Below are 26556 nucleotides of genomic sequence, written 5' to 3' on the forward strand. Positions count from 1 at the left end.
GCGAAGGATGTTATGCCGCTTTCACCGCTCTTCAGTTCGATATGGATTTTCTTCGCCTTTTCCGTCATAATGAACGCACCTCTCTGGTGAAGGGTTGTGTCGTCGTAAACACTACCTTAACACTGTTCTCCGAACAGTCCAGAGAGGTTTTTTATTTTTCAGGGTGCGGATTTAGGTCCGCCATCTTTATTTTGACATCCCGGGAAAGTACTATAGAATGAAGTATTATGACAAAAAACGACTGGTTTCCCAACAACGAATGGTTTCCCGGGGAGGACTCCTCCCCGAAGCGCCCGTTCCCTCCCTTTCCGTTCCGCATCAACAAGGGGCTTCTGCTGGCGGGAGGAGCCGCTCTCCTGTTCTTTGTGCTTCTGCCTGTCCTTGCGGAATTCTATACGGATTATCTCTGGTACGACACCGAAGGATACAGCTCCGTCTTCTGGACCCGTCTCCTTGCCCGCCTTCCCCTCTTCGGGGCCGGGTTCCTGCTCTACGCCGCCTTCCTCTGGCTGAATCTCTCCGCAGCCAGGAGAAACCTGCGGGCCCTCTATCCCGAACAGGAGGGGCTTCTGGGAGCCAGGGCGGCAGGATTCGCCGTCGCTGCGGCCGCGCTGTTCCTGGGCTTCAGCAACGGTGCGGCCATGACCGGGGAGTGGACCATGGTCCTCCGGTATTTTCACGGCACACCCTTCGGCGAGGCCGACCCCATTTTCGGTCAGGACATCGGCTTCTATGTCTTCGGCCTTCCATTCTGGAGATTTCTCCACGCGAAAGCGCTGAACATCGTCTTCCTGTGCCTTGTGACGGCAGGCGGCGCCTATGCGGCCTTCCTTCTGCCGAGGAACAGGGACCTGGCCTCCCTTGTGGTGCCGGCAAAAATGCGGAACCACCTTGCCCTCATCGCCTCCGCGGGAGCGTTCCTCTGGTCCGCCGGCTATCTTCTGGACAGATACGACCTGCTGTTCTCCCCCACGGGAGTGGTTTTCGGCGCAGGCTATACGGACGTCCATGCAGAACTCCTCGCCCTGAACGTTCTCGCGGTTCTCTCGGCGCTTCTCGGACTCTCCCTTCTCGTGAGCCTTCTCCGGAAAACCTGGAAATTCTCCCTGGGCCTGGCAGGGCTCGTCCTGGTCACCGGAGTCCTGCTCCGGGGCGTCTACCCTGCCGTGGTGCAGAAGTACTTCGTGGAACCCAACGAGTTCGACCGGGAGAAGCGGTTCATCGAGTACAACATCGAAGCGACCCTCAAGGCCTACGGCCTCTCGGACATCACCCTGAGAACGGTCACCCCGGACGATTCCATCACCTGGGAAAACGTGGAACAGAACAGGGACACTATCGACAACATCCGCCTCTGGGACCACGCCCCCCTTCTCAGGAGCTACAAGCAGCTCCAGGAGATCAGGACATACTATGACTTCTCCAACGTGGACATCGACCGATACACCTTCGACGGGAAGTACCGGCAGGTCATGCTCTCCCCGAGGGAGCTGGACCTCAAGGGCATGCAGAACCCCACCTGGATCAACACCCGCCTCGAGTTCACCCACGGTTACGGCATCGTCATGAACCCCGTCAACGAAGTCGCCGGCTCGGGACTGCCCAGGCTCTGGGTCCGGGATCTTCCCCCGAGGACGGAGGTACCCCTCTCCATCACCAGGCCGGAAATCTACTACGGAGAGAAGCCGAGTTCCTACATTTTCGTGGGCACCACCGTGAGGGAGTTCGATTATCCCATGGGAGACTCCAACGTGCGCACCACTTATGAAGGCAAGGGCGGCGTCCCCATGGGCACCCTGTTCCGGAGGATTCTCTACGCGATCAGGTTCGCCGACTTCAAGATCCTCTTTTCCGATGTCTTCACCGAAAACAGCCGGGTGAAATACCATCAGAACATCCGTGAGAGACTCACACGGGTGGCGCCTTTTCTCTATTTCGACAGGGATCCCTACCTCGTGGTCTCCGAAGGACGCCTGGTTTGGATGCAGGACGCCTACACGGCCGCCGACAGGTACCCTTACTCCCAGCCCGTCTCCCTGGGCCGGGGACAGGGGATCAACTATATCCGGAACAGCGTGAAAGCTACGGTGGACGCCTATGACGGCACCATGAAGTTTTTCGTATCCGACCCCGACGACCCGGTGCTGAAGGCATGGAGCGGCGTTTTTCCGGGCCTCTTCCGCCCCCTGTCGGAGATGCCTTCGGGGCTGAAGGCCCACCTCCGGTACCCCCAGGATCTTTTCAGCATCCAGAGCGAGATCTACAGGATCTACCACATGTCCGACGCCAACACCTTCTACAACAAGGAGGACGTGTGGGACCGCAGCAGCAGCGGCGATAAAAAAGGCATCCTCGAGGCCTACTACGTGAACATGCGCCTCGTCGGGGAGGAGAAATCCGAGTTCGTCCTCATCACCCCCTTCATGCCCGTGAACCGGGACAACATGATCGCGTGGATGGCGGGACGGTCCGACGGAGACAATTACGGTCAGCTGCTTGTCTACCAGTTCCCGAAGCAGAAGCTCATCTACGGCCCGTCCCAGGTGGAGGCCCTTACGAACCAGAATTCCGAGATTTCCGCCCAGCTCTCCCTGTGGAGCCAGAGAGGATCCGCCGTCATACGGGGCAACATGACCGTCGTGCCGGTGGGCAACGGCATCCTCTACGTCCAGCCCCTGTACCTCAGGGCCGAGAACAGCGAGCTTCCCGAACTGCGCCGGGTCATCACGTCCACCGGAGGCAGGGTCGTCTGGGGAGAAACGCTGGAAGAATCTCTGCTCCGCCTTATCGGCTCATCTGACGGCCGGCCTTCGCTGCCCCAGCCCCCGGCGGGCATGGCAACGCCCCGTCCCGCCCGCCCCGAAGGAGAATCCCCCGCCCTCTCCCTTCTTGCCAGGGAGGCTTCTGATGCCTGGGATGCGGCAAGGAAGGCCCTCCGGGAGGACGACTGGGAGAAATACGGACGGGAAATGAAAAAGCTGGAGTCGGTTCTGAAGGAAATGCTGGAGATTTCGGCACAGAACTGAGGAAGCAAAAAAGAGAAGGTGAGTTATGCCGGGCCGGTGCTGTCGGGGACAATCCTCCCGAAAAAGCGCCGGCCCGGATTCTATCTCAAGGCCGAAAAAACAGGAGGAGAAAGACCTCTGTCCCTCTCCCCCCTGACGAACCGAATTCCAAAAATCCCCCGGAATCAGTGGACCTTCATCTCCACAATGGTACCACCGGTGTAGGGCTGGGGGGTTGCAGGAGGTTTTGAGGTGTTTTCCTGAAGCAGACCTGACGAATCGGCCATGAGGGCCAGCTTTTTCTTTACGCCGGCCGACTTGCCTTTGTTTTTCGTCAGGTCGTAAAGGACATAAGCGTATGCGTCTCCGCTGGAGACGAGGTCGAAACCTTCCAGGGAGGCGCCCCCGAAGAGTTTTTTGATCTCCGTTTCATCGGATGCCAGATCCGGCCACCGCCCCTTTTCCAGCTTGAAAATGACCATGGCGGATTTCATGGACCGCATGTCGCTGAGTATGGCGGTCGCCTCCGCCTTGTCCTCGGCCGAGCCCATGAGAAGGAGCATGGCTGAGGTGAGAATCCCGACGATGATAATGACAATAAGAAGCTCCACCAGGGTAAATCCTTTTCTCTTCCTTGCGTATTCTGCCACGAAGACCCCTCCAGAGAAATGGGATAAAAAGCTGTCCGGTTTCCTATTCTAAAGATTCGCATCTAATTTGACAACACAAAAAGGGGCTAATCCTCTTTGTTGTTTTTTTATTTAATTGCATTCAATGCTAACGCGAGTTCAGGAAGATCTTCAGAAATGATAAATCAGGGGGGATTTTCCACTTTTCGTACACAATTTTGCTGTTATTTTTCAGATACCCTTTTCCAGTATGAACTTTTCCGAGGTGATGGTTAACTTTTTCGGACAATAATTGCCAGAAAACACCTTTGAGTTATAATCAAAAACCCTTCCGGCAGGTTCTTTTCCTGCGGAAGGAACTCTTTTCTCCTGAAAAGGGAGGGAGCTCCGTGAAACACATGATACGAAAAAGCATGGCCGCCCTTCTGATCCTTTCCGCGGCAGGCTTTCTAGTGACAGTCGCCAGGGGACAGCACGGCACCCCTCTCTTCACTGCACGGCACCGGCACGTGTCGGGGAATTGGAGCGATGATCCTGAAACAGCGGCTCTCGTGCGGGGAACGGTATCCGCCGCGGCTTCTTCAGCCCTGACGGCAGCCGGAGCCGCTCTGGATGCCCACGGGGCGGCATGCACAACCTTTGCGACAGCCACGGAAAGCATTGGTTCCCTGTCCCGGTTCATCCAGTCCCAGAACGGCGACGTGAGCCGCGAATCCGCACTTCTGCAGGCCAACGCCTTCTGGAAGTACTCCCTGAAGTACAATGTTCCCCTGGACCTGATTGTGGCAGTGGCCAACACGGAAAGCCATTTCCGGCCCGAGGCCCGGAGCCCCGCCGGGGCGGCGGGTGTGATGCAGGTCATGTGGAAGGTCCATGCGGGACTCCTCCAGGCAAACGGCATCATGACGGAAGAGGACCTCCACGACCCGGAGATGGGCATCGCGGCGGGAAGCCTTCTCCTCTCGCGCTATCTCAAGGCCTACGGCGACACGAAAGCGGCATTGGGACGCTACTACGGCGGGTCGGCGACAGTGTACTGGAACCGGATCTCAAGGAACCTGGCGAAGGTGAAGAACGCAAAGGTGGTTGCCGCTTTTTGACCGGTGAATGGACTGAGTATGACCGGTTTTTAATTTTTTTATGCCCCTGCTGTGATAGAATCCCTCCAGGATAGCTTCCGGAGGGATTCTATAATTTAAGGGGGAACGGAAATGAGAGGTCGGAAGGCCATTGTTGTGGGGGCGCTGTTTGCGCTGCTCTGCTGCCTGGCATCCGCGGCGGCGGCCGCGGAAACCGGGGGTACGGCGCCTCTTCCCGAAAACGCGCACGTGGTTGACGGTCACATGACATCCGCGATGAAGGACGGGAAACCTCTTGACAGGCTCATTGCCTACACGCAGGAGTCACCGGCGTTCTATGCCGTGGGAACGCTGCTCTCGGCACCGCCCCACACAAAAATCCGTTTTTCGTGGTTTTTCGTCACGCAGAACCAGCATATCACCGATGTGGATCTGAACACTGAAGACCACGGTTCGGACATCTTCGTCTACAGCACCCTCAACAACGGCGGGGATCCCTGGCCGAAAGGCGCTTTCAGGGTGGAGATTTTCGTTGATGACAGAACCGACCCCGACCAGATCATAGACTTCGAGGTCGAATAGGACTGCAGCCTTCACACCGTGGCACCAGGGGAATTCCCCTGGTGCCACGGTGTTTTCGTCGCCGCTAGACGGAACGTTCGTTCATCCGGAAGGCGAAGGCCGCAAGGATGGCTGCACCGGAGGGAAGGACGTCGTCGTTCACGTTGAATCTGGGATTGTGGTGCTGGTTGCCCGTTCCCTTCGTCTCGTCCGCTATGCCCAGGAAGACGTAGGCGGCGGGGACCTTTTCGCCGTAGTAGCTGAAATCCTCGGACCCCATGGCCACGGGGACTTCCTCGATGTTTTCCTCTCCGAGCATCTCGACGGCGGCGGAGCGCATCACCGCCGTCACTTCCGGGTCGTTCACCGTGACAGGGTAGATAGGCGTATAGGTCAGTTCCGCGGTGCATCTCATGGCGGCGCAGATGCCGTCTGCTACCCGTTTCATGATGCCCTCCATCTGGGCCCGCACTTCCCGGCTGGTGGTCCGCACGTTTCCGGCCACTCTCGCCGTATCGGGGATGATGTTGACCGCCGTACCCGCTTCCATTTTGCCCACGCTGAGAACCACCGTCTCCTGGGGATCCATCTCCCTGCTCACCACCGTCTGGAGGGTCGAGATCACCGTGGCGGCCGTCACTGTGGGGTCAACGGCCTTGTGGGGCATGGCCCCGTGGCCGCCCTTCCCCTGGATCTTGAGGTCCCAGATGTCGGCGGAGGCCATGACGGGCCCCACCCGGCAGCCCAGCGTCCCCGCCGGGAGCAGGGACCAGACATGGAGCCCTCCCACTGCGTCGACGCCATCCAGGGCGCCTTCCTCGATCATTTTCGGGGCGCCCGAGTTGTACCCCGCCTCCTCGGCGGGCTGGAAGAGAAAGCGGACCGTGCCGGAGAGCTCGTCCTTCATGGAGGCGAGAATCTCCGCCGCGCCCAGGAGGATGGCGGTATGGGCGTCGTGGCCGCAGGCGTGCATGACGCCAGGACGGGTGGAGCGGTAGGGAAGGTCGTTTTCTTCCTCGAGGGGAAGGGCGTCCATGTCGCCCCTCAGGGCAACGCACGGCCCCGGCTTCGCACCCCGGAGGTCCGCAGCTACGCCGCATTCCGTGCCGCCGAAGCCTCTCCGGATGTTCTCAAGGCCAAGGTCCCGGAGGTATTTCTCCACGAAGAGAGATGTCTCCTTTTCCTGCCAGGGGAGTTCGGGGTTGGCGTGGAATTTCCGCCTCAATTCCGTGAGCTTCCCGGAAAGGGAAGCAGCTTTTTCCATGATCGGTGAAACAGTCATAATGACGGTTCTCTCCTTTCTCATTGTACCGTTCGCTGTTTTCATCCCTTCGTTCAGGCGGAGAGGCTCCTCCGCCGAATTTCTCCCTTGCTGTTCAGCCCTTCACCGAAATGAGCCAGATTCCCGCCAGGATAGCCGCCATGCCCGCAAGGCGCCAGAGGGTAACCTGTTCCGAAAAGAAGATCACGGACACGCCCAGGACCAGCAGGAACACCAGCCCGGCCATAAAGGGATAGGCCAGGGAAAGGTCGGTCCTCGTCAGCGCCGCGCTGAGAAAGATGAAGGATATGCCGAAACATCCCACCCCCGCCACAGCCCAGGGATTGAAGACGATGCGGAGCACCGCGTTCACCGCCCCGCCGTCGAGAAGGTCCTTCTGGTGGCCGAAAGCCAGCTTCATGAGGGTATTCGCCGAGGCGTTGAAGACCGCCGATCCGGCAAGGAGCAAAAACGTCAGCCTGTCCATGGACATACCTCTCTTTCCGGTGCATTGAAGGATTATACTCCATGATGCTTCCAAAAACGGAGGGACTTCGTGTAGAATTCTTCCACATCGGGAAGAGTATCATGTAGAATTGAAAAATTCCCAGCTTCAACTTATTCTCCGGAAGGATGGTTCGATGAATTTCTCTCGCCCCGGCGCCGCCGCAAAGCTCCTGCTTCTCGTTCTCCTGTCTGTTTCTCTCTATTTCTGGGGGCTCGGCAATCACGGCCTCCTCGAGCCCGACGAGGGACGGTACTCTGAAATCCCCCGGGAGATGCGGGAGACAGGGGACTTCATCACCCCAAGGCTTAACTATATCAAATACTTCGAAAAACCGGTGCTTCACTACTGGCTCACCGCTTCCGCCCAGGCCGTTTTCGGAGAAAACGAGTTTTCAGGCCGCTTCTGGCCCGCTCTGCTCGCCCTCGGGGGCGTTATGTTCACCTACCTGCTGGCACGGTCCATGTTCGGCCGCGAAACGGCCCTCTACTCGTCGGCCATTCTGACCACGAGCCTGGTCTATTTCGCCATCTCCCGGATCAACATCACCGACATGCCTCTCTCCTTCTTCCTCACCGCGGCCATGGCGGGATTCTGGTTCGGCCTGGAAAAGGACAGGCGCTTTTACCTGCTTTTCTATGCGGGAGCGGCCCTCGCCCTTCTCACCAAGGGCCTGATCGGCATCGTCCTGCCCGGCGGGATTATCTTCTGGTACATGATCCTCACCAGGCGGTGGGACATCGTCCGGTCCGCCCTCTACCTTCCGGGCATCATCCTCTTCTCAGCCCTCTCCCTGCCGTGGTTCATCGCAGTCTGCGCGGTCAACGGCGATTTCTTCTACTTCTTCTTCATCCAGGAGCATTTCCTGCGGTACGCGACCACCATGCACGGCCGGTACGAGCCGGCGTGGTTCTTCATTCCCATTCTGCTCGCCGGACTTTTCCCGTGGACGGGCCTGCTGCCCGGAGCGGTCAGGTCAGCCCTGCCCTCCCGTATCCGCGCCCTCGGAAATGAAAAGAGGGAGGAACTCTTCCTCTTTCTCTGGTTTGCCGTGATCTTTCTCTTTTTCTCCCTTTCGAGCTCCAAGCTCATCCCCTACATCATTCCCGTCTTCCCTCCCCTCGCCGTTCTCATGGGACGGGTCTTCCAGAAGATCGTCTCCGAAAGCGACGGCCGGGGGATGAAACGGTTCCTCCTCTGGAACAGCGCTTTTCTGGTCCCCTTCATCCTGGCTCTCCTGGTGTATCCCTTCTTCAACAGCCGGATTTCCGCAGGAAGGCTGCTGCCCTACGCCCTTCCGGTAGCCCTCGCCCTCTCGGCCTTCGTCGCCGCGGGGTGGTACTTCTACAGGAAGAGCCGGTTCCGTCTTCTGGCCCTCTCCCTGTGCCTTCTCGCCTTCCTCTCCATGTTCTCCTTCAGGCGGGTGTTCACCCTCTATGACGGCCTCATTTCCGCCAGGGACCTGGCCGGGATCGTGGCCGAACTCCGCCGCCCCGGGGACGTGATCGCCCAGTACGGAAACTACGACCAGGGACTCCCCTTCTACCTGAAGCAGCGCATCGTCCTCGTCAACTATCTCGGCGAGCTCGAGTTCGGGGCGAAGCAGGAAGAGGATCCCTTCTGGTTCATAGGTACGGAGCAGCTCCTGGAACTCTGGAAGAGCGACCGGAGGGTGATCCTGGTGATCAACACGGGCCACGAGGAGACCATTTTCTCCCTGCTCGATCCCAACGTCTCATCCGTCGCGGCGAAGACGGAACGGCGGATCATCCTGGTGAACCGCCCGTAGGAACCGCCAATTTTTTCGAATGCGCCGGCGGCCGGTCCGCCTGACACAAATTTAACTGCGTTCCGGGGAAGCGCCCCGGAAAAAGGAGATGTCCGTCATGCCTGAACCAGGCCTCGTTTCAGTGGTCATTCCTGTGTACAACGAGGAAGAATGCCTGCCCCACCTATTTCCCCGCCTCCGTTCCGCCCTGGAGGGGATGAACCGGCCCTATGAAATCATCTTCGTGAACGACGGAAGCAGGGACAGGTCCCTCCAGCTTCTGTACGAATTCTACAAAGCGAACCCGAAAAGAGTCCGCATCATCGACTTCAACGGCAATTTCGGCCAGCACATGGCCATCATGGCCGGTTTCGACCACTCCAGGGGGGATATCATCATCACCCTCGACGCCGACCTCCAGAACCCGCCGGAGGAAATCCCCCGGATCGTTTTGAAGATCGACGAGGGGCACGACGTGGTGGGAACGGTCAGGCAGAACAGGCAGGACCCGAAATTCCGCAAGATGGCCTCCAGGATCGTCAACTCCATCACCAACAGGATCACCGGCCTGCGCCTGAACGATTACGGCTGCATGCTCCGGGGCTACAGGCGGGACATCGTCAACATCATCAACCAGAGCTGCGAGAGCACCACCTTCATACCCGCCCTGGCCCAGAAATTCGCCGTGAATCCCGTGGAGATCCCCGTGGGGCACAACGAGCGGGAGCACGGCACGTCAAAGTACAGTTTTTTCCGGCTCATCCGCCTCAATTTCGATCTCATGACGGGATTCTCCCTCTTTCCCCTCCAGGCCGTCACCATGATCGGCATGGCCGTGTCGGCCCTGAGCTTCCTTTTCGTCCTCTTCCTTCTCCTCCGCCGCCTCATCGTCGGCCCCGAGGCGGAAGGAGTCTTTACCCTGCTGAACATCAACTTCTTCCTCATGGGGATCACCATGTCCTGCGTGGGCATCATCGGTGAATACATCGGCCGGATCTACTCCGAGGTGCGCAAGCGTCCACGGTACGTCATCCGGCGGGAATGGGACCATGACTGATCTCCGGACGGCGGTCTTCGCCTACAGCGAAGTGGGGTACGTCTGCCTGGAGGAGCTGCTCCGCCGGGGCGTGACGGTGGTTGCCCTTTTCACCTGCGAGGACGACCCCGGCGAGGAGATCTGGTTCCCCTCCGTGGCGAAGCTGGGCCGCGAGGCAGGAATTCCGGTCCATACCCCCGCTTCCCTGGGGGACGCCGAATACGAGCTTCTTCTCTCTCTCCGCCCCGACGTGATCTTCTCCTTTTACTACAGGTCCATGATTCCGGAACGGTTCCTGCAGATCCCGCCCCTGGGGGCCTTCAACATGCACGGCTCCCTGCTGCCGAAATACAGGGGCAGGGCCTGCATCAACTGGGCCGTCCTCAGGGGAGAGCGGGAGACGGGAGCAACCCTGCACCGGATGGTCAGGCGCGCCGACGCCGGGGACATGGTGGACCGGGAGCGGGTGCCCATTCTCTTCGAGGACACCGCCTTTGACGTGGGAAAGAAGGTTGCCGGGGCCGCCAGGCTCCTGATCGCCAGAAATCTTGACGCCATCGCCGCCGGAACGGCGCCCCGCATCCCCCAGAACGAGGCGGAGGCCACCCTCTTCGGACGGCGGACCCCAGCCGACGGAAAAATCGACTGGAGCGGGAGCGCTCCGGAGATTTACAACCTTGTGCGGGCCGTGACCCACCCCTTTCCCGGGGCCTTCGCCTTCCGGGAAGGGAGAAAGCTCTTCATCTGGGAAGCCCTGCCGGAGGAGTGCCTTGATGACGGGACACCCCCGGGCACGGTCCTCTCACGGTCACCCCTGAGGGTGAAAGCCGGAACAGGCTGTCTCCGTATCCTCCGCGCCCAGTTCGACGGAGAACCGGAGCAGGACGGCGGATCTCTCGGAGAAACTTTCGGCGAAGGTTCCCTGCTGGAATAGCCGGAGGAAGCCGCCAGGCGGGGTAAGATTTCCCCCGGCCCCAAGGGGCGGGGGAACGTGATATACTGCACGGGGCGAAGTCTGCCCTTCGTTCACGGAACGAAAGAACAGCGTTGGGAGGTTTCAATAGTGAACATACTGATTCTCGGGGCCAACGGCTTCATCGGATCCCACCTCATCGAAGGCATTCTGTACAGCACGGACTGGAAGGTGAACGCCTTCGACCTTTCAGGAATGAACCTCGAAAAATATGAAGGACACCCGAACTTCTCCTTCACCCAGGGGGACATCTTCACCGCCGACGACTGGATGAGAAAGGCCATCGCGGAAAGCGGCGCGGTCCTCCCCCTCGCGGGAATCGCCAAGCCGGCCTACTACCTCAGCAAGCCCCTCTGGACTTTCGAGCTCGACTTCGAACAGAACCTGAAGATCGTCCGCATGTGCGCCGACGCGAAAAAGCGGGTCATCTTTCCCTCCACCTCCGAAGTCTACGGCATGAGCACCGACACCGTCCTCAAGGAAGACGAAAGCCCCCTCATCGTGGGACCCATCTGCAAGATGCGCTGGATCTACAGCTGCGGCAAGCAGATGATGGACAGGGTCATCGCCGCCTACGGCCAGGAAAGGGGTCTCCGGTACACCCTCTTCCGCCCCTTCAACTGGATCGGCCCCAGGCTCGACACCTTCAGGGACGCCGAGGAGCGGACCGCCAGGTCCATCACCCAGATGGTCTTCGACGTTCTGTCCGGCCGCCCCATCACCCTCGTCAACGGCGGCGAGCAGCACCGGAGCTTCACCTACGTCTCCGACGGCATCGACGCCCTCCTGGCCATTCTCGCGGACGAAAAGGCCAGCGACGGAAAAATCTTCAATATCGGCAACCCGGGCAACAACGCATCCATAAAGGAACTGGCCCACCTGGTCATCGACATCATGAAGGAGATACCCTCCTTCCGGGAAGCCGCCGAAAACGCGCAGGTCACCGTCATGCCGGCGGAACAGTACTACGGCAACGGCTACGACGACATGCAGAACAGGGTTCCCTCTATCGAGGCCATCGGGAGAGCCCTGGGCTGGGCTCCGAAAATTCCCCTCCGGGAGGCCGTGGAGCAGACCATTCTCAGCTACGTCGAAGGATAGGAGGGATTATTCCGTGGCGGAAACCATTCTCGTTCTCAAGACGGACGTGGACACCCTCAAAGGGTACCGGGAGGGTGTCCCCAGGCTGCTCGAAATCTTCCGGGCCAGGAAGATCAAAGCATCCTTTTTCTTTTCCTTCGGCCCTGACAACTCAGGCAGGGCCATCCGGCGCATCTTCCGGAAAGGCTTCCTGAAGAAGATGCTCCGGACCAAGGCGCCGTCCACCTACGGATTCCGCACCCTTCTCTACGGCACCCTGCTTCCGGCCCCCCTCATCGTCCAGCCCGAACCCGGCGTCTTCATCCGGGCGGTGGAGGAAGGTCACGACTGCGGCATCCACTGCTGGGACCACGTGAAGTGGCAGGACCGGCTTCCCCGTCTCACCCCTGAGCAGATCCGGGAGGATTTCCGGAAGTCCATGGAGCTCTTTGAACTCTACGCCGCCAATAAGGCCAAAAGCTGCGCCGCCCCGGGGTGGCAGGTCACCCCTGAAAGCCTGGCGGTCCAGGACGAACTGGGCTTCGACTACTGCAGCGACATCCGGGGATCGGGCTACGCCTTCCGCCCCCGCATGGGAGGAAGGACCTTCAAAACGCTCCAGATTCCCACCACCCTGCCGACCCTGGACGAAGTCTACGGCAGAGAGGACATTCCCGGGGACGGGATCGTGGACTACTATCTCGACCAGCTGCAGCCAGGCCTCAACGTCCACACCATCCACGCCGAAATGGAGGGGCGGGCCCAGAGTCCCATCCTCGAGCAGCTCCTCGACCGGTGCGCGGAACGGGGAGTGACCTTCCGCACCCTCAACGACGTCGCCTTCGAGATCTCCGTCCGGAATCCCCTCATCCACGTGTGCGATGTGGTCCCCGGCGAGCTCCCCGGCAGGTCGGGAACGGTGGCCGTCCAGAAATGCGCCCGTGAGGAGGAGAAAGAATGAAGCTCGCCGTGGTGGGCACGGGATATGTCGGCCTGGTGACCGGCGTCTGCCTCGCAAAATTCGGGAACGACGTGGTCTGCGTGGATACAAACACCCAAAAAATCGAGGCTCTCTCCAGGGGGACCGTCCCCTTTTACGAGCCGGGGCTCGAAGAGATCATCCGGAACAACCTGGAAGCGGGACGGCTTTCCTTTTCCACCGATCTTCCCTCCGCCCTCGACGACGCCCTCATGTGCTTCATCACCGTAGGGACCCCTTCCCTCGAGGACGGGAGCGCCGACCTCTCCGCCGTCAGGTCGGTGGCTGAGACCATCGGCCGCTCCATGAAGGAATACAAGCTCGTGGTGGTCAAGTCCACCGTGCCGGTGAGCACCTGCGACTTCGTCCGGCAGGCCGTGGCCGCGGAGCTCGCGAAGCGGCGGGAGGACATCCCCTTCGACGTGGCGTCGAACCCGGAATTCCTCCGGGAGGGCGCCGCCGTGCGGGACTTCCTGGAACCCGACAGGGTAGTGGTGGGCGTGGACTGCGACCGGTCCGCCGACATCATGAAGGAGCTTTACAGCTTCCTCCCCCCTGAAAAGGTCATTTTCATGGACATCCGCTCGTCGGAAATGACCAAGTACGCCGCCAATGCCATGCTCGCCACCAGAATTTCCTTCATGAACGAGATCGCCGCCGTGTGCGAGCGGCTGGGTGCCGACGTGGAGAAGGTCAGGATGGGCATGGGCTCCGATTCCCGCATCGGCTACGCCTTTCTCAGCGCCGGGTGCGGCTTCGGAGGATCGTGCTTCCCCAAGGACGTCCGGGCCCTGAAGGAGTTCGCCCGGAAGGAAGGTCTGGAAATGCAGATCCTCCAGGCAGTGGAGGAAGTCAACGAACGGCAGAAGCACGTCCTCTTCGGCAAGCTCCTCCGCCACTTCGGCTGCATGAAGGGCAAGACCATCGGCATCTGGGGCCTCTCCTTCAAGCCGAAGACATCGGACGTCCGGGAGGCCCCCGCCCAGGCCCTCATCGCCGACCTCGCCGCCGCCGGGGCAAAGGTTCAGGCCCATGACCCGAAGGCCATGGATGAAACGAGGGAGGCCCTGGGTGACCTTCAGGGCGTTCTTTACGTCAACAATCAGTACGACGCCGTCAACGGCGCCGACGCCCTGGTCCTGGTGACCGAATGGGACATCTACAAGCAGCCCGACTTCAAAAAGATACGGTCCCTTCTCGCCTCTCCAGTGATCTTCGACGGGCGGAACCAGTACTCCCCGGCGGAGATGAAACGGCAGGGCTTCGTCTATTATTCCATAGGCCGCGGAACGGCCTGATCCCCGCCCTTCCGCTGGCGATGCTATAATTTTCACACCACAACCAACAGGAGGGACTATCGTGCGTAAACTACTGCCTGCGCTGCTATGCGTCCTGCTTCTGTGCACCTCTTCCGCCGCCGCGAAAAAAGAATTCAGGGGCGGCTTCACCCCGGAGACCAACGGCGAGCGGCTGCTCTCCCTTCTCGTCTCCCTCACGAACCCCGAGGTGCTCGAACTCCGCATGGACGAAGAACCCGACGACCAGGGGAATGTCCGCAACATCCATTTCCTCGTGACAGGGGCCACCATCGGAGGCTTCCGGGTGGAAAAGCTGGCCCTGGAGGCATCCTTCGTGGAGCTGAACGCTCCGTCGAAGTGGGACCCGAAGGCGAAGGACCCCATTGAGGTCAAAAATGCCCTCCGGAGCAATCTCGAGGCGGTCATCCTGGAAAAGGACATCAACGCCGCCCTCAGCGGGTATGCCGGCAGCGACTGGAACAAAATTTCCGTGGACCTCAGGCCGGGAATCATCGGCGCCAGGGGGTACTACCACGTGAAAAACCCCGGCCTCACTCTCCTGGCGGAGGTGAAGACGGGGCTCGAAATACGGCAGGGCAAGGAACTCTGGCTGAAGGACGTGGAGCTGAAGATCAACCACGACGAGCAGACCGATGCCGTCAGGCAGGCCATACGGGACATCCAGCCCGTGGTGGACATCCGGGATTTTCCCTTCCCGGTGACGCTCGCGGTGCTTTCGGTGGACGACCAGAAACTCAGGATCTCCACCCGGACCCCGCCGAAACCCTTCGAGGGAATCCTCCTCCGCTACGTCCGGGGTTCCTGAACCCTCCCCGCCGACTTCAGCAGCATGGTTGCATAGCTCCCCCTCGGCAGGAAAAACCGGAGCCGAAGAGCGACTTTCCCGGGGAAGAGGCCGTCCTCTTCCCTTTTCCATTCCATATCCTCAGGCAATACGGCGCACTGCCTGGGGAAAGAAGCGAAATAGGCCTGGGAGATCTCTTTCATGCGGAACTTGGAGAGCCGCACGCCCCGCTCGCCCAGGAGGCGGGAAAAAACCCCGTCCAGATCGGGGGGAAGAGGAGGCATGTCCGGCCCCACAGTGTGAAGGGGTTCCGACAGGAGCCTCCGCTGCAGGTCCTCCGGAAGACCGGCATACTGGTACACCTGACCTGTCCTGAGCTCAACCGGGAAAAGCTCCCCGTCCTCTCCCTGAAGGAACCGTGAGAGGGTTTCATTCCAGAGAAAGCTCGAATAGGCTGAGAAATACATGCCCATCTCCTCGGCCGGTATGAGCCTGAGACAGGCAAGAACCCCTTCCCGCCCCTTCTTCTTCAGGAGGGACAGCATCTTCTTCAGCAGGGGCTCCGTGCAGAGGGGTTCCATCTCCTCCCATTTTCCCCATTTCTCGGCGAGAAGAGCTTTCCGTTTTTTCAGGTAGGCCGGAGCCTCGGGGTGGCAGAAGGAGAAATACTTCCTGAGGGCGGCGTCGAACCGTCTCTTCACCACCATCTCCCCGAAAAACTCGCCCTTGCTCCCCACGTTGCCGAAACGCTGGTCGTCGAAATAATTGGCGAATCCCCTGCTGGAGATCTGCTCCAGCCGGATCTCCGTTCTTTCCGCTTCACGGTCGTCCATGCCCCGAAGGACGAGAGAAAAGCGGTTGCCCTTCAGCACGGCAGGCTCGAGCTGTTTCAGGCTGTACCCGGCACTCCGGACTGAAAAGCCCTCCCCCTCGCAGGCGAGGTCGTACTCCGCCGGAACAGAAAGAAACTGGACCGTCCTGGCGTGGCGGTCCTTCCTGCCGAGAGACCTGATTTCGCCGAGGGGCACCTTTTTCCGGACTGCCGCCTCGCGGACGGCGTCGGATGTGTTCCACCCCTCCTTTTCCAGCAGGAAAAGCCGGAAGGGCATTTCCTTTTTCGCCGGGGCAAAGTGGAGCACTTCTTCAACACAAAAATCGTCTGCCTTTGTTTTTATGCGCATATTTACCGTACCAATCCGGCGAACCCCTTCAGGTTCACCTTTCCGAGGAGCTTTTCGATTTCTGCCCCCGTCATTCCGTCTCCCCCGAGAAGAAGCCATCCCTTCCCGTCCAGGTCGACCCAGATTGTGGCGCCGCTTTCGTCCTTCAGTTCCACCTTCACGGCGGAAAATCCCCCCAGGCTCAGGAAGGAAAACACCGCCTCCTCCGTTTCGGCCCTACCCGCCGCCCTGTCCTGTTCAAGCTCTTCCGGCAGGGGCCCCGCAGAAGGGGCCTCCGGGCCGGCGATCACCATGAACTGAAAAAAACGGTCTCCCTGGTAATAATCGGCACCCACGGTGACGAAACCGTCCTCGGGCATGGAAAAGGGTGTCTCCATCTTCCATCCATCGAACCGGGGAAGGGCCTTTGTGAGACTCTCCACCGTCGGGGCGCCCGAAAGCCGGCCCGCTCCCGCAAACAGCAGCGCCAAGAACAGTGCCGCCGCACACAGACCTTTCTTCATTTTCCGTCATCTCCGCCCCGTCAGCCGAGAATCGCCCGGGCGGCCACCACGCCGCTGGCCGCGGCCTGGATGATACCCCGGCTTACCCCGGCACCGTCTCCCGCCATGAACAGCCTTTCGATGACGGGAACCTGAAGGTTTTTCCGCAGTTCCAGCCTCAGGGAATAGAGCTTGATCTCCACACCGTAGAGCAGCGTGTCGTTCTGGTTGACCCCCGGCATGATCGTGTTCAGGGCATCCAGAAACTCCACGATGTCCGTGAGATACCGGTGAGGGAGGACAAGACTCAGGTCGCCCGGCTGGGCGTTCGCCGTGGGGGTGATCATTCCCCTGTCGATCCTCGACTGGGTGGAGCGCCTGCCGTCCCGCAGGTCCCCAAGCCGCTGGAGGAGGATGCCTCCGCCGGCGAGCATGTTCGCCAGCTTCGCCACGTGAGTGGCGTAGCCTATGGGGTCGTTGAAGGGCTGGGTGAAGTTCTTCGTCACGAGGATGGCGAAGTTGGTGTTCCTGGATTTCACGTTTTTCAGGCTGTGGCCGTTCACCGTCACCAGGTCGTGGGACTTGTTGTACTCATACACCACGAATCCCGACGGGTTCATGCAGAACGTGCGGCACCGGTCGTCGAAGGTGGGGGTGTTGTAAAGACATTTCACTTCGTAGAAATGCTGGGTCAGGTCTTCGCAGACGCTGTCGGGCACTTCCACCCGGACGCCGATATCCACGGGCATGGAGGCAATGGGAATGTTCAGTTTCTCCACCACGCCGGCAAGCCATGACGCTCCTTCCCTTCCCGGGGCGGCGATGACGTACTCACCCCGGCGCTCGGTCCCGTCGGCGAGGCGGATGCCCACTGCCCGGCCGCTCTCGACAATGATGTCCTCCACGAAGGTGTTCATGAGGATGTCGCACTTCTGCAGCAGATCCTCGTACATATTGTTGAGCACTTCCCGGGAAGCGTCCGTCCCGATATGCCGTATACGGGCGGGGAGGATCTTGAGCCCCACGCTGGAGGCCTTCCGGATGGTGTCCTTCACCACGGCTCCCGAGGGCTCGTAGGAGTTGTTGTCGGCACCGTACTCGACAAAAGCTTTGTCCACGTAGGCGATCATGTCGTGGAGCGCTTCCTCGCCGATGTTTTCTTCGAGGTTGCCGCCGAATCCCGTGGTGAGGGTCAGCTTCCCGTCCGAGGCTGACCCGGCGCCGCCCCAGCCCGACACGATGCTGCAGGACTCGCAGTTGAGGCAGGTCTTGCTTTTCCCCTCAACGATGGGGCACTTCCGCTCCCGGATCACCCGCCCCTTGTCCACTATCAGGACTTTCTTTCCGTGCCGCACGAGCTCCATGGCGGCGAAAATTCCGGCAGGACCGGATCCGACGATTATGGCATCATATATCATGAGTATTCCGCGCCCCGCGGGGCGCGCTGTTCCCTCCCGTCTGTCGTGTGCGGAGAGAGGGCCGCTACCGGCGTCCTCTCCGCTCCCTGCCGCCGCCCGGCAATCCCCGCCTCAGCGCCTTCAGCGTCTCCAGGTCCTTCCCGGAGGCTTTTTTTGACGCCGAGGCGGATGTCTGGATGCGGTCCATCTTTACAAGCACTTCGATGCTTTTCACGTCCACGCCGAGTTCCTCTGCCAGCCGGGCAGAGGTTACCCTCCTGAGCCTGCCGTCGGCGGAAGAATGGTCCCGAAGCCAGGTCCATGCCTGCCGGTAGAGAGCTTCCAGGTACTCGGCGCAATCGGGGCACAGGGGAGTCTTTTCTTCCTCCCCGCCGTCAAGATAGGCCCTGGAGCAATGATCGCATATTTTCAGTGCCACGGACGCTCCTCACTCCTCTGCATTTCATTTCTCTCCCGGCGGCGGTTCTTCCAGTCCCAGCCGTTCTTTCACTTCTTCGACAAAACGCTCGACTCTCGAGGGCGTGGTGATGAACGCCGGGTCGGAGAGATCCAGGGTCATGAGCCCGCCGTTGGAAAGCCCCGTCTCGGAGCGGACAAACTCCCGGAAGGAGGAATAGGCATCGTAGAGGGACTTCCAGTAGGATTCCCCTGCGGCCAGTTCATCCTCCCGGCCCCTGGCCCGTATACGGCGCATGATCTCTTCGAAGGGGCAGGACAGCACGATCATCAGCCTGGGCATGGCAAGGTGCTTCAGCAGCGAATCATAGAGCATGAGGTACGTGCCGAACTGGCTGTCCCGGAAATAGCCCAGCCGGTAGTACAGCGTCGCGTATATTTTGTCGCCGAAGACACTCCGGTCAAGAATGTAGTTCTCCGATTCGGAGGCGCAGAGATACTGGGCAAACCTGGTTACAAGGAAGTTCAGCTGCATGGGAAACGCCCACCGCCGCTCGTGGTGGAATCTCCGGAGAAGATCGTACTGGTCCCTGAATTCCTCGGGCATAACCTGCAGGCCGAGACGCTCCGAAAGCAGGTTCACCACGGTAGACTTCCCGCTTGCCGTCATCCCTTCGACAATGACCTGAACCCTTCCCATGGGATGCACCTCAGGGAATGGGCGGTGCGAGAACAGCCCGGTTCCCCCCGGCCCTCTTCGCTTCCCGCAGGGCGATCCCCGCCCGTTTCAAAAATTCTTCATTGGACATTTCCCTGCGGTATTCGCACACGCCGAAGCTGCAGAAAACCCCGCGCCCCGTAAAGAAATGGGAATGGCAGACCATGTCCCGTATCTTGTCCGCCATCTGGTGGGCCATGTAGCCGCTCATGGGCGTCAGGACGGCGAATTCGCCCCCTCCGAGACGGGCGAGGAAATCAGTGGGGCGGATGCGGCCTTTTACCGCGGTGCAGAAGTCCCGGAGGAATTTTTTCCCCCCATCTTCTCCCGCCTCCTCCATCAATTCCCGAAATCCGTCGATATCCATCAGGATGACGGAAAGGCTTCCGCGGTACCTGGCGGCTCTCTCCGTCTCGGTGGACAATAACCTCCCGAACCCCTCCCTGTCGGCTATCCCGAGGAGTTTGTCAGTGCCTCCGCTCCTCGCCTGAGAAGTCTTCTCACCGCCGGACGGGGCAGGCGCTTCAGGCAGGGGTGCCTCCGCAGCCGGTGCGGTCATTTCCCGAAGGGACAGCAGAAGGACCTGCCTGCCGCCCCGTTCGAGGGGAATGGCGGAAAGGAGAACGGGAACGGTCTCGCCGGAGGGGAGCGTGACGCTCTGTTCCATCTCCCGGACGGAGCCTTTTTCGCCGATTCCCGAGAAAAGGGCGTTTTTCAGAGATCCGAAGGGAAGGAACCCCAGATCGCCCAGGGTCTTCCCCTCGGGCCTTTCTCCCGAAAGGCCCGTTCGTTCCAGGAACGCCCTGTTGCATTCCATGATCCGCCCGTCGTCCCTGCCGACGATTACTCCAAGGTCGGACACCAGGGAAAACAGCCTGCGGAATTTCTCCTCCTCGGCACGGATTTTTCTCTCGGCAGCCCGCTGTCCAGTCTTCTCGCACAGCACCAGCGAAATGCCCGATATCTGCCCCTCCGGGGAAAAGACCGGGGCGAAGGAGATGGAAAAAAACTTTTCTCCGGCCTCCTGGCCTATCTCGGCCCCTTCTCCGGCAAGGGCCTTTTCTACGGCCAACCGGAAGGGAAGCCCCCTGTCCCCTTCGGGAAGCAGTTCCAGCATGGAGCGTCCCGCTTCAGGGGGATCTTTCCACATGGAGACGGCTTCTCTCCGGAAGCCTTCGGTCATGAACTGCAGAACGCAGTCCCTGTCGGTAACCGCCGCCAGGAGGTTTTCCGCGGACCAGGGAATTCCGGCTGGAGCATCCGCTTCCTCCGCGGGGTCATTCCGCCCCGGTGCCGGAATCTCGCACCCCACGGCGAGCATTGACGGTTCACCCCTGTATTCCATCGGGGTGACGGCCATATCGAGCCACCTCTCAACTCCCCCTTCGGAAACCACAGGGAAGGACCCGCGCCTTTCCCAGAGTTCGGCTCCGCCGCCCTGTTCCAGAAATTTTTCCACCTCGACGCAGTATCCCGGCGCCACGTAGTCCGTCAGGAGGAACCTCGGGCGTTCCCTGAGGGGAAAACCGAAGAAGGCTTCTCCCCTCCCGTTGAGATAGGTCACCCTTCCTCCCGAGAGGATCATCATGAGGAAGACCGGGTTTTCCGAAAGGGCGAGGTACCGGCGCTCCATATCCCGGAGAGCCGCCTCCTCGCGCTTCCACCGGGCGGAGTCTTTCTCCAGCCGGATGGTCTTCTGGATCAGGAAGTTGATTTTATCGGTTCCTTCATTGCCGAGGGGCTTTTCAAAACTCTCGTTCATCGGGTTTTACCCCTTCCTTCCAAAGAAAGATGCTCCATGAAATCACTTCCGCTGCAGGCGGAAATATCCGCCCGTGCAGCCCTTGACATCGGTGATGCAGATGAATCCCCTGTTTTTCGTGTGGGCAGTGATGACAGGGATGTCGCTTCGCCTGCAGATTATCTTGATGATCGTCCTCACGCCGTTGCGGCCCCGGCCGTAGAGCACCGTGGCGCCATAGCCGTCCTGCCGGATGTTTTCGATCATTTCCTTCGTTTCCGGGGTTCTGTCCATGATGAGCTCAAGAAGTACATAGGCGTTCAGCAGCCTCTCCTCAAGCATGGAGCCGATGAAGTTCCCGGACGAAAAGCCGGCGCAGTAGACCACCATCTGAAGCAGGCTCATTTCTCTTCCGCCGCCGAGGATGTGTCCCAGGGCCGTCAGGTACACCATCACTTCCACAAAGCCGATGGCGGCCGCAAGAGCTCTCTTTCCCCTCACGAGAAACAGGATGCGGACCGTGCCGCAGCTCACATCCACGATCCTGGCGCAGAAAATGAGAAGAAGCCCTACAAGGTCCATTGTGTCCGTCCGGGATGATGTGTTTTCTTCATTGAAAAACCTCCTTGCAAAACATCCATATTATCCTACCATAGAGCGAAAAAAGAAAAAGGGTCCCGATACGGAAAGGGTTATACCATCGTATAATGGACAAGTCCCTGCAGGGGCGTCGAAGCCATCATCCCGGAGAGGGGTGGAGCGAAATGGATATGGAAAGAACCATAATGCTTCTGGAAGAACGGGTTTCCTTTCTTTCCCTGGAAAGAAAGGCGGCCCTTCATGCCTTTGAAACGGCCCTCGACCTGAACGCCTTCACGGTGTCGCTCACGGGGCTCGACTCCCTCCAGGAAGTCCTCCGGGAGACGGCATCGAAACTGCGGTCCATGGAGCGGTTCGGTTCCCTGGCTTTTTTTCTTGCCGGCGAAGAGGACGGAACCCTCTACCCTGCCTTCGCAGACCCTCAGGGTGAGGAACAGACCCTCGAACGGGAACTCCTCCCCCTTATCGAAGACAGGACCGTGGCCTGGACCCTCAGAAGGAAAAAACCCATTCTTGTTTCCCGGCCCGGCGGACAGGGGAAACTTTTCCTCCATTCCCTCTCATCACCGTCGAAAGTGCTCGGGCTGTTTCTCGCCGTCATCGAAAAGAAAAACGAAGACGAAGACTACGAACCGTCTTTTCCCGATTTTCTCTCCATCGTCCTCGCCACCGCGGCGGGACTGGCGGACAACCTTCTCCTCAGGGCGAGGATCGACGAGCTGAACATGAGCCTCCAGGAGAAAGTCTACCACCTCGAAAAATCCAGGGAAGAGCTCTCCATCTACCGGGACAACCTGGAACGTGAGGTGGATATCCGGACCAGGGAGCTGGAAACAGCGAACGAGGATCTCAGGAAGGAAATCGAGGAACGGCGGCGCATGGAGGCCGAGGTGCGGTACAGGGCCTACCACGACGCCCTGACCGGGCTCGCCAACAGGGATCTTTTCTCCGCCCGCCTCCAGGAGGCCCTCGACAGGGATGAGCCCGTGGCCGTGCTTTTCATGGACCTGGACGGATTCAAGGGCGTCAACGACACCCTCGGCCATGACATGGGCGACAGACTGCTGCAGAAAATCGCCCGGAGGCTGAAACTGGAAGTGAGCGACAGGGATACGGTGGCCCGTATGGGGGGCGACGAATTCACCATCGTCGTGCCGTCGCCCCCGTCACGGAAAACCGTGGAGGATCTGGCGGCCCGCATCCTCCGCCGAGTGTCGAAAAAAGCGCTCCTTGCGGGAAAGGAGATCTCCGTAACCGCCAGCATCGGCATCAGCCTCTCCCCGGACAACGGCTCCACGGTCCAGGACCTCATGAAACACGCCGACGTGGCCATGTACACCGCCAAGGACATGGGCAAGAACAGGTTCGCTTTCCGGGACAGCCTCGCCTGACCCAAGAAAAAAGGGGAAGGCCCGTTCAGGACCTTCCCCGCAGAGTTCTTTCCTCAGCCCCGAAAACCTACTTGCCTGCCTCCCGGGCCTTTTCTTCCTTCACTTCTTCCTTTGTTTCTTCTTTCTTTTCCCCGACGATCTCAACCTTGTACTTTTCTCTCAGCCTGGCAAGCTCGTCCTGGTAGATCTTTCCCTTCTTGTCGTTTTCAAGGGCTTCTACGAGTTCGGCCTTTACCTCTTCCAGGGGGCGGACCGAGGCGTCCTTCTTCTCGACGAGCTTGATCAGGTGAAGGCCGAACTGGGTTTTCACGGGCTCGGCGGAAACGTCGCCCACCTTCATGGCGAAAGCGGCATCCTCGAACTCCTTGACCATCTGTCCTTTGGAGAAATAGCCCAGATCTCCGCCCTGCTCCTTCGACGGGCAGACGGAATGCTTCTTTGCCGCATCCTCGAAGGACATGCCCGCTTTCAGGTCTTCCCTGACCTTCTCCATTTCCTGGTCTCCGCTCACGAGAATATGGGAGGCCCTCACGCTTTCAGGAACGGTAAAATTCTCCGTGTTCTTTTCATAAAACTCGGCGATCTCTTCAGGAGTGACCTTCACGTCCTTCATCACCCTGTCGATGGCAAACCTGCGGATGATATCCTTTTTCACGCTTTCCAGCATCTCGACAAAACCGGGGTCTTTCTCCACTTCGAGCTCCCTGCCGAGAAGAAGAAAAAGCTCCATGTTGACCATTTCCTCGAGAATGGCCCGGTGCCCCATCTCGTTGTCGTACATGGCGGCCCTCTGGGGATCAAGCCTGCCCAGGATTTCCCTCACGTCCTTCAGCCGGATTTCCGTCTCCCCCACCCGGGCCATAACGGTCAGGGGATCTGCGGGAGCCTTCGCCTCGGAAGGGGCGGCCTTGACTTCGGGAGCAGGATCGCCGGTCTTCGCCGTTTCGGCGCCGGCGGCAAAGACGAGAAGAAGCAGGACGAGCAGTGCGGAACTCAGAGTACGAAACACTTTCATAGAAATTCCTCCCTGGATGGTGCGCATAGTAAACAGCGTCAAAACTGGAAAAGTGTACCACAAACGGAGGGGAAAAAAACGGCAGAAATGCTGAACCTCCCGCCACTCACGGGACTTTCGGGGGCAAGGGAAAAGAAAAACGGAATCAGGGATTTCCCAAAGACCACCCCATGATGGCAATGGCCCCTGCGCCCACGATATCAATGACACCCTTGAGAGTACTTCCCAGGCGGATTCTTCTGAACCCCAGCAGAACCAGAACGGCAGAGCAGCCGTACAAAATCAGGGGAGCTACTGAACGGGCAAAAAACATTCTCTATCGTCCTCCTTCGTTTGGCCTTCATATTGCCTCCGGCCCGAAGGATTGTCAATACCGGAAAAAGGAGGAAAAAGGAGGGGTAGAAAAAAGGAGGCCCCGCAGAAACGAAGGTCTGGGGCGGACCGTTCGCCTTGCGGGACCCGTGCGTGGGGAAGTTCATCAACCGAACGAAGTGATCGTATTTTGTAGTTGTATTTTCGGTCCTGACATAAGAAAAGCCAAGACTATTGGGCATTCAGGTCATTTTGTTCATATTGTTTACGGTTTCGTGACCAGGGCCTATAATAACCCCGAAAGGGGAGGATACGTATGGATTTACAACTTCCCGTGCGGGTGCTCATCGCAGAGGATGATCCCATGGTCTGCAGCCTCCACGTACAGGCCGTCCGCCAGCTGTCAGGTTTCGCAGTCGCGGGAACCGTCAGCGACGGATTCGAGCTTCTCGAATTCTTCAAAAGAAACACCGCCGACCTTATCGTCATGGACATCTTCATGCCCCGCCTCTCCGGCCTCGAAGCCCTCAAAAGACTCAGGTCCAGGGGAAATACATCCGACGTAATCCTCGTCTCCGCAGGAAAAAAAGCCGATCTTGTCTCCAGGGCACGGACTCTCGGAGCCTTCGATTATATGATCAAGCCGTACTCCCTCCAGAGATTCAGGGCATCCCTGGAAAACTACATGGAACACAGGATGCGGCTCCGTGCCGTCAGGGATGAAACGACCCAGGAAGAAGTTGACGCCTTCTTCGAGATCGGGCATCGGTCTTCCGGCCCTGCCGGGGAAGAAGAAGTCCTTCCCAAGGGGTTCCAGAAGGAGACCCTCGCCCTGGTCGCGGGAACCCTGGGCGAATCCGGCAGCCCCACCGCCCTGGAACTGGGCGACAGGCTCTCCATCTCCCGTTCCACGGCACGGCGATACCTCGAATACCTCGCAGAAAAAGGGCTGGCGGAGATCAGTTTCGAATACCGCACCAGCGGCCGTCCTCTGAAACGCTACACTACCCCGGGCAAGAAATGACAGGACGCCGCCCTTCAGCACCGGCATCAGCGGGAATACCGGGCGCCTCCGGGCGGGAGCGCCGCGAAATCCGACGGTGCCTGGAGGAAATTCTTCTTCTCACCGGAGATGCAGAAACAAAAACCATGCCGCCCCACAGCGCCGCCGATCGCTCCGCTTCAATCAGGCGCCTGGCTGAAGAGGCCCTTTCCCTTCTCGGCGGTCCTTCCTTCCTTCCGGACGAGAAAAAAGCACCGGAGAAAGCGGCACTCTTCTCCATAACCTCGGTCTGCTTCGCAGCTGCAGGATCGGCTGCAGCGAAAGGAGCGCCTTCTGCCGCCAGGGTGGAAATCGACCCGTCGGTTCCCTCCCTCGTGGAAGGAGACCCGCTCATGCTGGAGCACATGCTGGATGAAATCATCGGGAAAGCAGCCGGGGCAGGAAACGGGAAGATCATACTTTCCGCCGTCGCCAGGCGAAACCTTCCGGAAGGTATTGAAATACTCTTCTCCGCGGGAGAGGCAAAAAACAGCCCGTCCTTTGCCATGACCTTCATCGACTCCTCTCCGGAAGAGGACGGAGGAACACCGTCCCTCGCCCTTCTGGCCGAGGACAACCCCCTGAGCGCCAGGATCATGGAATCAAACCTGGAAGCCCTGGATTTCAGGGTCATGACGGCCTCCAACGGGAAAGAGGCCCTTGCCCTCGCTGAAGAGCACAGGTTCGACATCATTCTCATGGACATCCAGATGCCCGAAATGGACGGAATGGAGGCAACCCGGGCACTTCGGCGGATGGAAAGGAAAAAGGGCCGGAGGGTTCCCGTTCTGGCCGTTTCCGCCTCCCTGGAAGAAGAGGACAGGAAGAGATGCCTCGAAGCAGGCATGGACGGTTTTTTGCCAAAATCCTCCTCACCTGAGGCCATGGCGCGGACCATCTCATCCCTTCTGCCCGGAAGAGAATTCCTGACGGCCCGGGAAAGAGAGGAAGAATCCCCGCTGCTCTCCGCAACCGGAGGAAACCGGGAAGCGGCGGCGGAAGCCGCTGCAATTTTCCTGAAGACGACCCCCCCGCTCATGGCGGAAATGAAGCGGGCGGTCGCTCATGGCGACCGCCTTCTGCTGGTATCCCATGCCCACAGGTTAAAGGGCAACCTCGCATTTTTCGGGGCGGAAAAGGCAGCCGGACTTGCGAAAGCCATGGAGGACACGGCAAAAAGCAGGGCTCTTGAAGGACTCCCTTCCCTGCTCTACTCCCTCATATCGGAGGTCAACCGCCTGCTGGCCGAATTACGAAAGGAATGGGGCCCCCGCTGAGTTT

General features: G+C 59.6%; 25 protein-coding genes. 13 read left to right on the forward strand and 12 right to left on the reverse strand.

The genetic code is table 11. The features are described 5' to 3' along the window. The first annotated feature begins 227 nt into the window (after window positions 1–227). On the forward strand, window positions 228–3026 hold the full coding sequence (locus C8D99_RS01825; RefSeq protein ID WP_133955788.1) for a UPF0182 family membrane protein: 2799 nt from the start codon (window positions 228–230) through the stop codon (window positions 3024–3026). A 164-nt stretch (window positions 3027–3190) separates the two neighbouring features. On the opposite strand, the gene C8D99_RS01830 is transcribed toward C8D99_RS01825, so the two are convergent. Continuing rightward, window positions 3191–3655, reverse strand: a complete 465-nt coding sequence (locus C8D99_RS01830; RefSeq protein ID WP_133955790.1) for a type II secretion system protein — start codon at window positions 3653–3655, stop codon at window positions 3191–3193. A gap of 377 nt (window positions 3656–4032) precedes the next feature. Here C8D99_RS01830 and C8D99_RS01835 point away from each other — a divergent pair, with 377 nt between their 5' ends. Both C8D99_RS01835 and C8D99_RS01840 read left to right on the forward strand, forming a co-directional pair. Further along, window positions 4033–4734, forward strand: a complete 702-nt coding sequence (locus C8D99_RS01835) for a transglycosylase SLT domain-containing protein (protein WP_243833819.1) — start codon at window positions 4033–4035, stop codon at window positions 4732–4734. A 111-nt stretch (window positions 4735–4845) separates the two neighbouring features. Further along, window positions 4846–5295: a hypothetical protein gene (locus C8D99_RS01840; protein WP_133955794.1), complete on the forward strand. Its 450-nt coding sequence runs from the start codon at window positions 4846–4848 to the stop codon at window positions 5293–5295. Window positions 5296–5359: 64 nt separating this feature from the next. On the opposite strand, the gene C8D99_RS01845 is transcribed toward C8D99_RS01840, so the two are convergent. Both C8D99_RS01845 and C8D99_RS01850 read right to left on the reverse strand, forming a co-directional pair. After that, entirely contained in the window at window positions 5360–6538 is a 1179-nt protein-coding gene (locus C8D99_RS01845; RefSeq protein ID WP_243833809.1) for a M20 metallopeptidase family protein, read from the reverse strand. Window positions 6539–6650: 112 nt separating this feature from the next. After that, a complete protein-coding gene (locus tag C8D99_RS01850; protein ID WP_166669953.1) occupies window positions 6651–7022 on the reverse strand; it encodes a DMT family transporter in 372 nt (123 codons plus the stop codon). A gap of 154 nt (window positions 7023–7176) precedes the next feature. On the opposite strand from C8D99_RS01850, the gene C8D99_RS01855 reads away from it, so the two are divergent. From C8D99_RS01855 to C8D99_RS01885, 7 genes are all read left to right on the forward strand, one after another. After that, on the forward strand, window positions 7177–8829 hold the full coding sequence (locus tag C8D99_RS01855) for a glycosyltransferase family 39 protein (protein ID WP_133955800.1): 1653 nt from the start codon (window positions 7177–7179) through the stop codon (window positions 8827–8829). Between the two features lie 97 nt (window positions 8830–8926). Continuing rightward, on the forward strand, window positions 8927–9865 hold the full coding sequence (locus C8D99_RS01860; protein ID WP_133955802.1) for a glycosyltransferase: 939 nt from the start codon (window positions 8927–8929) through the stop codon (window positions 9863–9865). After that, window positions 9858–10778, forward strand: coding sequence for a formyltransferase (locus C8D99_RS01865; RefSeq protein WP_133955804.1), 921 nt, complete (start codon window positions 9858–9860; stop codon window positions 10776–10778). Before C8D99_RS01860 ends, C8D99_RS01865 begins: the two co-directional genes overlap by 8 nt. A 129-nt stretch (window positions 10779–10907) precedes the next feature. Next, complete coding sequence (locus tag C8D99_RS01870) at window positions 10908–11918, forward strand: bifunctional UDP-4-keto-pentose/UDP-xylose synthase (protein WP_133955806.1); 1011 nt, start codon at window positions 10908–10910, stop codon at window positions 11916–11918. Window positions 11919–11931: 13 nt separating this feature from the next. Further along, window positions 11932–12858 (forward strand): polysaccharide deacetylase family protein, encoded by a 927-nt coding sequence (locus C8D99_RS01875; protein WP_133955808.1) that lies wholly within the window; start codon window positions 11932–11934, stop codon window positions 12856–12858. Next, window positions 12855–14174, forward strand: coding sequence for a UDP-glucose dehydrogenase family protein (locus C8D99_RS01880; RefSeq protein WP_133955810.1), 1320 nt, complete (start codon window positions 12855–12857; stop codon window positions 14172–14174). Before C8D99_RS01875 ends, C8D99_RS01880 begins: the two co-directional genes overlap by 4 nt. 61 nt (window positions 14175–14235) lie before the next feature. Then, on the forward strand, window positions 14236–15000 hold the full coding sequence (locus C8D99_RS01885; RefSeq protein ID WP_133955812.1) for an LmeA family phospholipid-binding protein: 765 nt from the start codon (window positions 14236–14238) through the stop codon (window positions 14998–15000). Here C8D99_RS01885 and truD read toward each other — a convergent pair. The 7 genes from truD to C8D99_RS01920 form a co-directional block, all read right to left on the reverse strand. After that, window positions 14982–16160: a tRNA pseudouridine(13) synthase TruD gene (truD, locus tag C8D99_RS01890; RefSeq protein ID WP_166669954.1), complete on the reverse strand. Its 1179-nt coding sequence runs from the start codon at window positions 16158–16160 to the stop codon at window positions 14982–14984. The two genes, C8D99_RS01885 and truD, sit on opposite strands and share 19 nt — an antisense overlap. Window positions 16161–16162: 2 nt before the next feature. Next, entirely contained in the window at window positions 16163–16663 is a 501-nt protein-coding gene (locus C8D99_RS01895) for a hypothetical protein (protein WP_133955816.1), read from the reverse strand. A gap of 20 nt (window positions 16664–16683) precedes the next feature. Next, a complete protein-coding gene (locus tag C8D99_RS01900; protein ID WP_133955818.1) occupies window positions 16684–18060 on the reverse strand; it encodes an NAD(P)/FAD-dependent oxidoreductase in 1377 nt (458 codons plus the stop codon). A gap of 64 nt (window positions 18061–18124) precedes the next feature. Further along, window positions 18125–18478: a hypothetical protein gene (locus C8D99_RS01905; protein WP_133955820.1), complete on the reverse strand. Its 354-nt coding sequence runs from the start codon at window positions 18476–18478 to the stop codon at window positions 18125–18127. Between the two features lie 24 nt (window positions 18479–18502). Then, on the reverse strand, window positions 18503–19156 hold the full coding sequence (locus C8D99_RS01910) for a deoxynucleoside kinase (protein ID WP_133955822.1): 654 nt from the start codon (window positions 19154–19156) through the stop codon (window positions 18503–18505). A 10-nt stretch (window positions 19157–19166) separates the two neighbouring features. Next, window positions 19167–20936, reverse strand: coding sequence for a sensor domain-containing diguanylate cyclase (locus C8D99_RS01915; protein ID WP_133955824.1), 1770 nt, complete (start codon window positions 20934–20936; stop codon window positions 19167–19169). A gap of 42 nt (window positions 20937–20978) precedes the next feature. Further along, complete coding sequence (locus tag C8D99_RS01920) at window positions 20979–21497, reverse strand: DUF2179 domain-containing protein (RefSeq protein WP_133955826.1); 519 nt, start codon at window positions 21495–21497, stop codon at window positions 20979–20981. A 182-nt stretch (window positions 21498–21679) separates the two neighbouring features. On the opposite strand from C8D99_RS01920, the gene C8D99_RS01925 reads away from it, so the two are divergent. Next, window positions 21680–22906: a GGDEF domain-containing protein gene (locus tag C8D99_RS01925; RefSeq protein ID WP_166669955.1), complete on the forward strand. Its 1227-nt coding sequence runs from the start codon at window positions 21680–21682 to the stop codon at window positions 22904–22906. Window positions 22907–22973: 67 nt separating this feature from the next. Here C8D99_RS01925 and C8D99_RS01930 read toward each other — a convergent pair whose 3' ends face one another. Then, complete coding sequence (locus tag C8D99_RS01930; protein WP_166669956.1) at window positions 22974–23921, reverse strand: peptidylprolyl isomerase; 948 nt, start codon at window positions 23919–23921, stop codon at window positions 22974–22976. Window positions 23922–24066: 145 nt separating this feature from the next. Beyond that, window positions 24067–24234 (reverse strand): hypothetical protein, encoded by a 168-nt coding sequence (locus C8D99_RS15115; protein ID WP_166669957.1) that lies wholly within the window; start codon window positions 24232–24234, stop codon window positions 24067–24069. Between the two features lie 315 nt (window positions 24235–24549). Between C8D99_RS15115 and C8D99_RS01935 the strand changes: the two genes are divergently transcribed. Further along, window positions 24550–25257, forward strand: coding sequence for a response regulator (locus C8D99_RS01935; protein ID WP_133955832.1), 708 nt, complete (start codon window positions 24550–24552; stop codon window positions 25255–25257). After that, on the forward strand, window positions 25254–26552 hold the full coding sequence (locus C8D99_RS01940) for a response regulator (protein WP_133955834.1): 1299 nt from the start codon (window positions 25254–25256) through the stop codon (window positions 26550–26552). The genes C8D99_RS01935 and C8D99_RS01940 overlap by 4 nt, the downstream gene beginning before the upstream one ends. Window positions 26553–26556 lie beyond the last annotated feature (4 nt).

This window comes from Aminivibrio pyruvatiphilus (genome assembly GCF_004366815.1).
GTDB lineage: Bacteria > Synergistota > Synergistia > Synergistales > Aminobacteriaceae > Aminivibrio > Aminivibrio pyruvatiphilus.

Bases quoted from the DNA above. Each gene is read 5' to 3' on its own strand.
- C8D99_RS01825 (WP_133955788.1), top strand. From the start codon at position 228: ATGACAAAAAACGACTGGTTTCCCAACAACGAATGGTTTCCCGGGGAG.
- C8D99_RS01835 (WP_243833819.1), top strand. From the start codon at position 4,033: ATGATACGAAAAAGCATGGCCGCCCTTCTGATCCTTTCCGCGGCAGGC.
- C8D99_RS01840 (WP_133955794.1), top strand. From the start codon at position 4,846: ATGAGAGGTCGGAAGGCCATTGTTGTGGGGGCGCTGTTTGCGCTGCTC.
- C8D99_RS01845 (WP_243833809.1), bottom strand. From the start codon at position 6,538: ATGGAAAAAGCTGCTTCCCTTTCCGGGAAGCTCACGGAATTGAGGCGG.
- C8D99_RS01850 (WP_166669953.1), bottom strand. From the start codon at position 7,022: ATGGACAGGCTGACGTTTTTGCTCCTTGCCGGATCGGCGGTCTTCAAC.
- C8D99_RS01855 (WP_133955800.1), top strand. From the start codon at position 7,177: ATGAATTTCTCTCGCCCCGGCGCCGCCGCAAAGCTCCTGCTTCTCGTT.
- C8D99_RS01860 (WP_133955802.1), top strand. From the start codon at position 8,927: ATGCCTGAACCAGGCCTCGTTTCAGTGGTCATTCCTGTGTACAACGAG.
- C8D99_RS01865 (WP_133955804.1), top strand. From the start codon at position 9,858: ATGACTGATCTCCGGACGGCGGTCTTCGCCTACAGCGAAGTGGGGTAC.
- C8D99_RS01880 (WP_133955810.1), top strand. From the start codon at position 12,855: ATGAAGCTCGCCGTGGTGGGCACGGGATATGTCGGCCTGGTGACCGGC.
- truD (WP_166669954.1), bottom strand. From the start codon at position 16,160: ATGCGCATAAAAACAAAGGCAGACGATTTTTGTGTTGAAGAAGTGCTC.
- C8D99_RS01895 (WP_133955816.1), bottom strand. From the start codon at position 16,663: ATGAAGAAAGGTCTGTGTGCGGCGGCACTGTTCTTGGCGCTGCTGTTT.
- C8D99_RS01900 (WP_133955818.1), bottom strand. From the start codon at position 18,060: ATGATATATGATGCCATAATCGTCGGATCCGGTCCTGCCGGAATTTTC.
- C8D99_RS01910 (WP_133955822.1), bottom strand. From the start codon at position 19,156: ATGGGAAGGGTTCAGGTCATTGTCGAAGGGATGACGGCAAGCGGGAAG.
- C8D99_RS01915 (WP_133955824.1), bottom strand. From the start codon at position 20,936: ATGAACGAGAGTTTTGAAAAGCCCCTCGGCAATGAAGGAACCGATAAA.
- C8D99_RS01920 (WP_133955826.1), bottom strand. From the start codon at position 21,497: ATGGACCTTGTAGGGCTTCTTCTCATTTTCTGCGCCAGGATCGTGGAT.
- C8D99_RS01925 (WP_166669955.1), top strand. From the start codon at position 21,680: ATGGATATGGAAAGAACCATAATGCTTCTGGAAGAACGGGTTTCCTTT.
- C8D99_RS01930 (WP_166669956.1), bottom strand. From the start codon at position 23,921: ATGAAAGTGTTTCGTACTCTGAGTTCCGCACTGCTCGTCCTGCTTCTT.
- C8D99_RS15115 (WP_166669957.1), bottom strand. From the start codon at position 24,234: ATGTTTTTTGCCCGTTCAGTAGCTCCCCTGATTTTGTACGGCTGCTCT.
- C8D99_RS01935 (WP_133955832.1), top strand. From the start codon at position 24,550: ATGGATTTACAACTTCCCGTGCGGGTGCTCATCGCAGAGGATGATCCC.
- C8D99_RS01940 (WP_133955834.1), top strand. From the start codon at position 25,254: ATGACAGGACGCCGCCCTTCAGCACCGGCATCAGCGGGAATACCGGGC.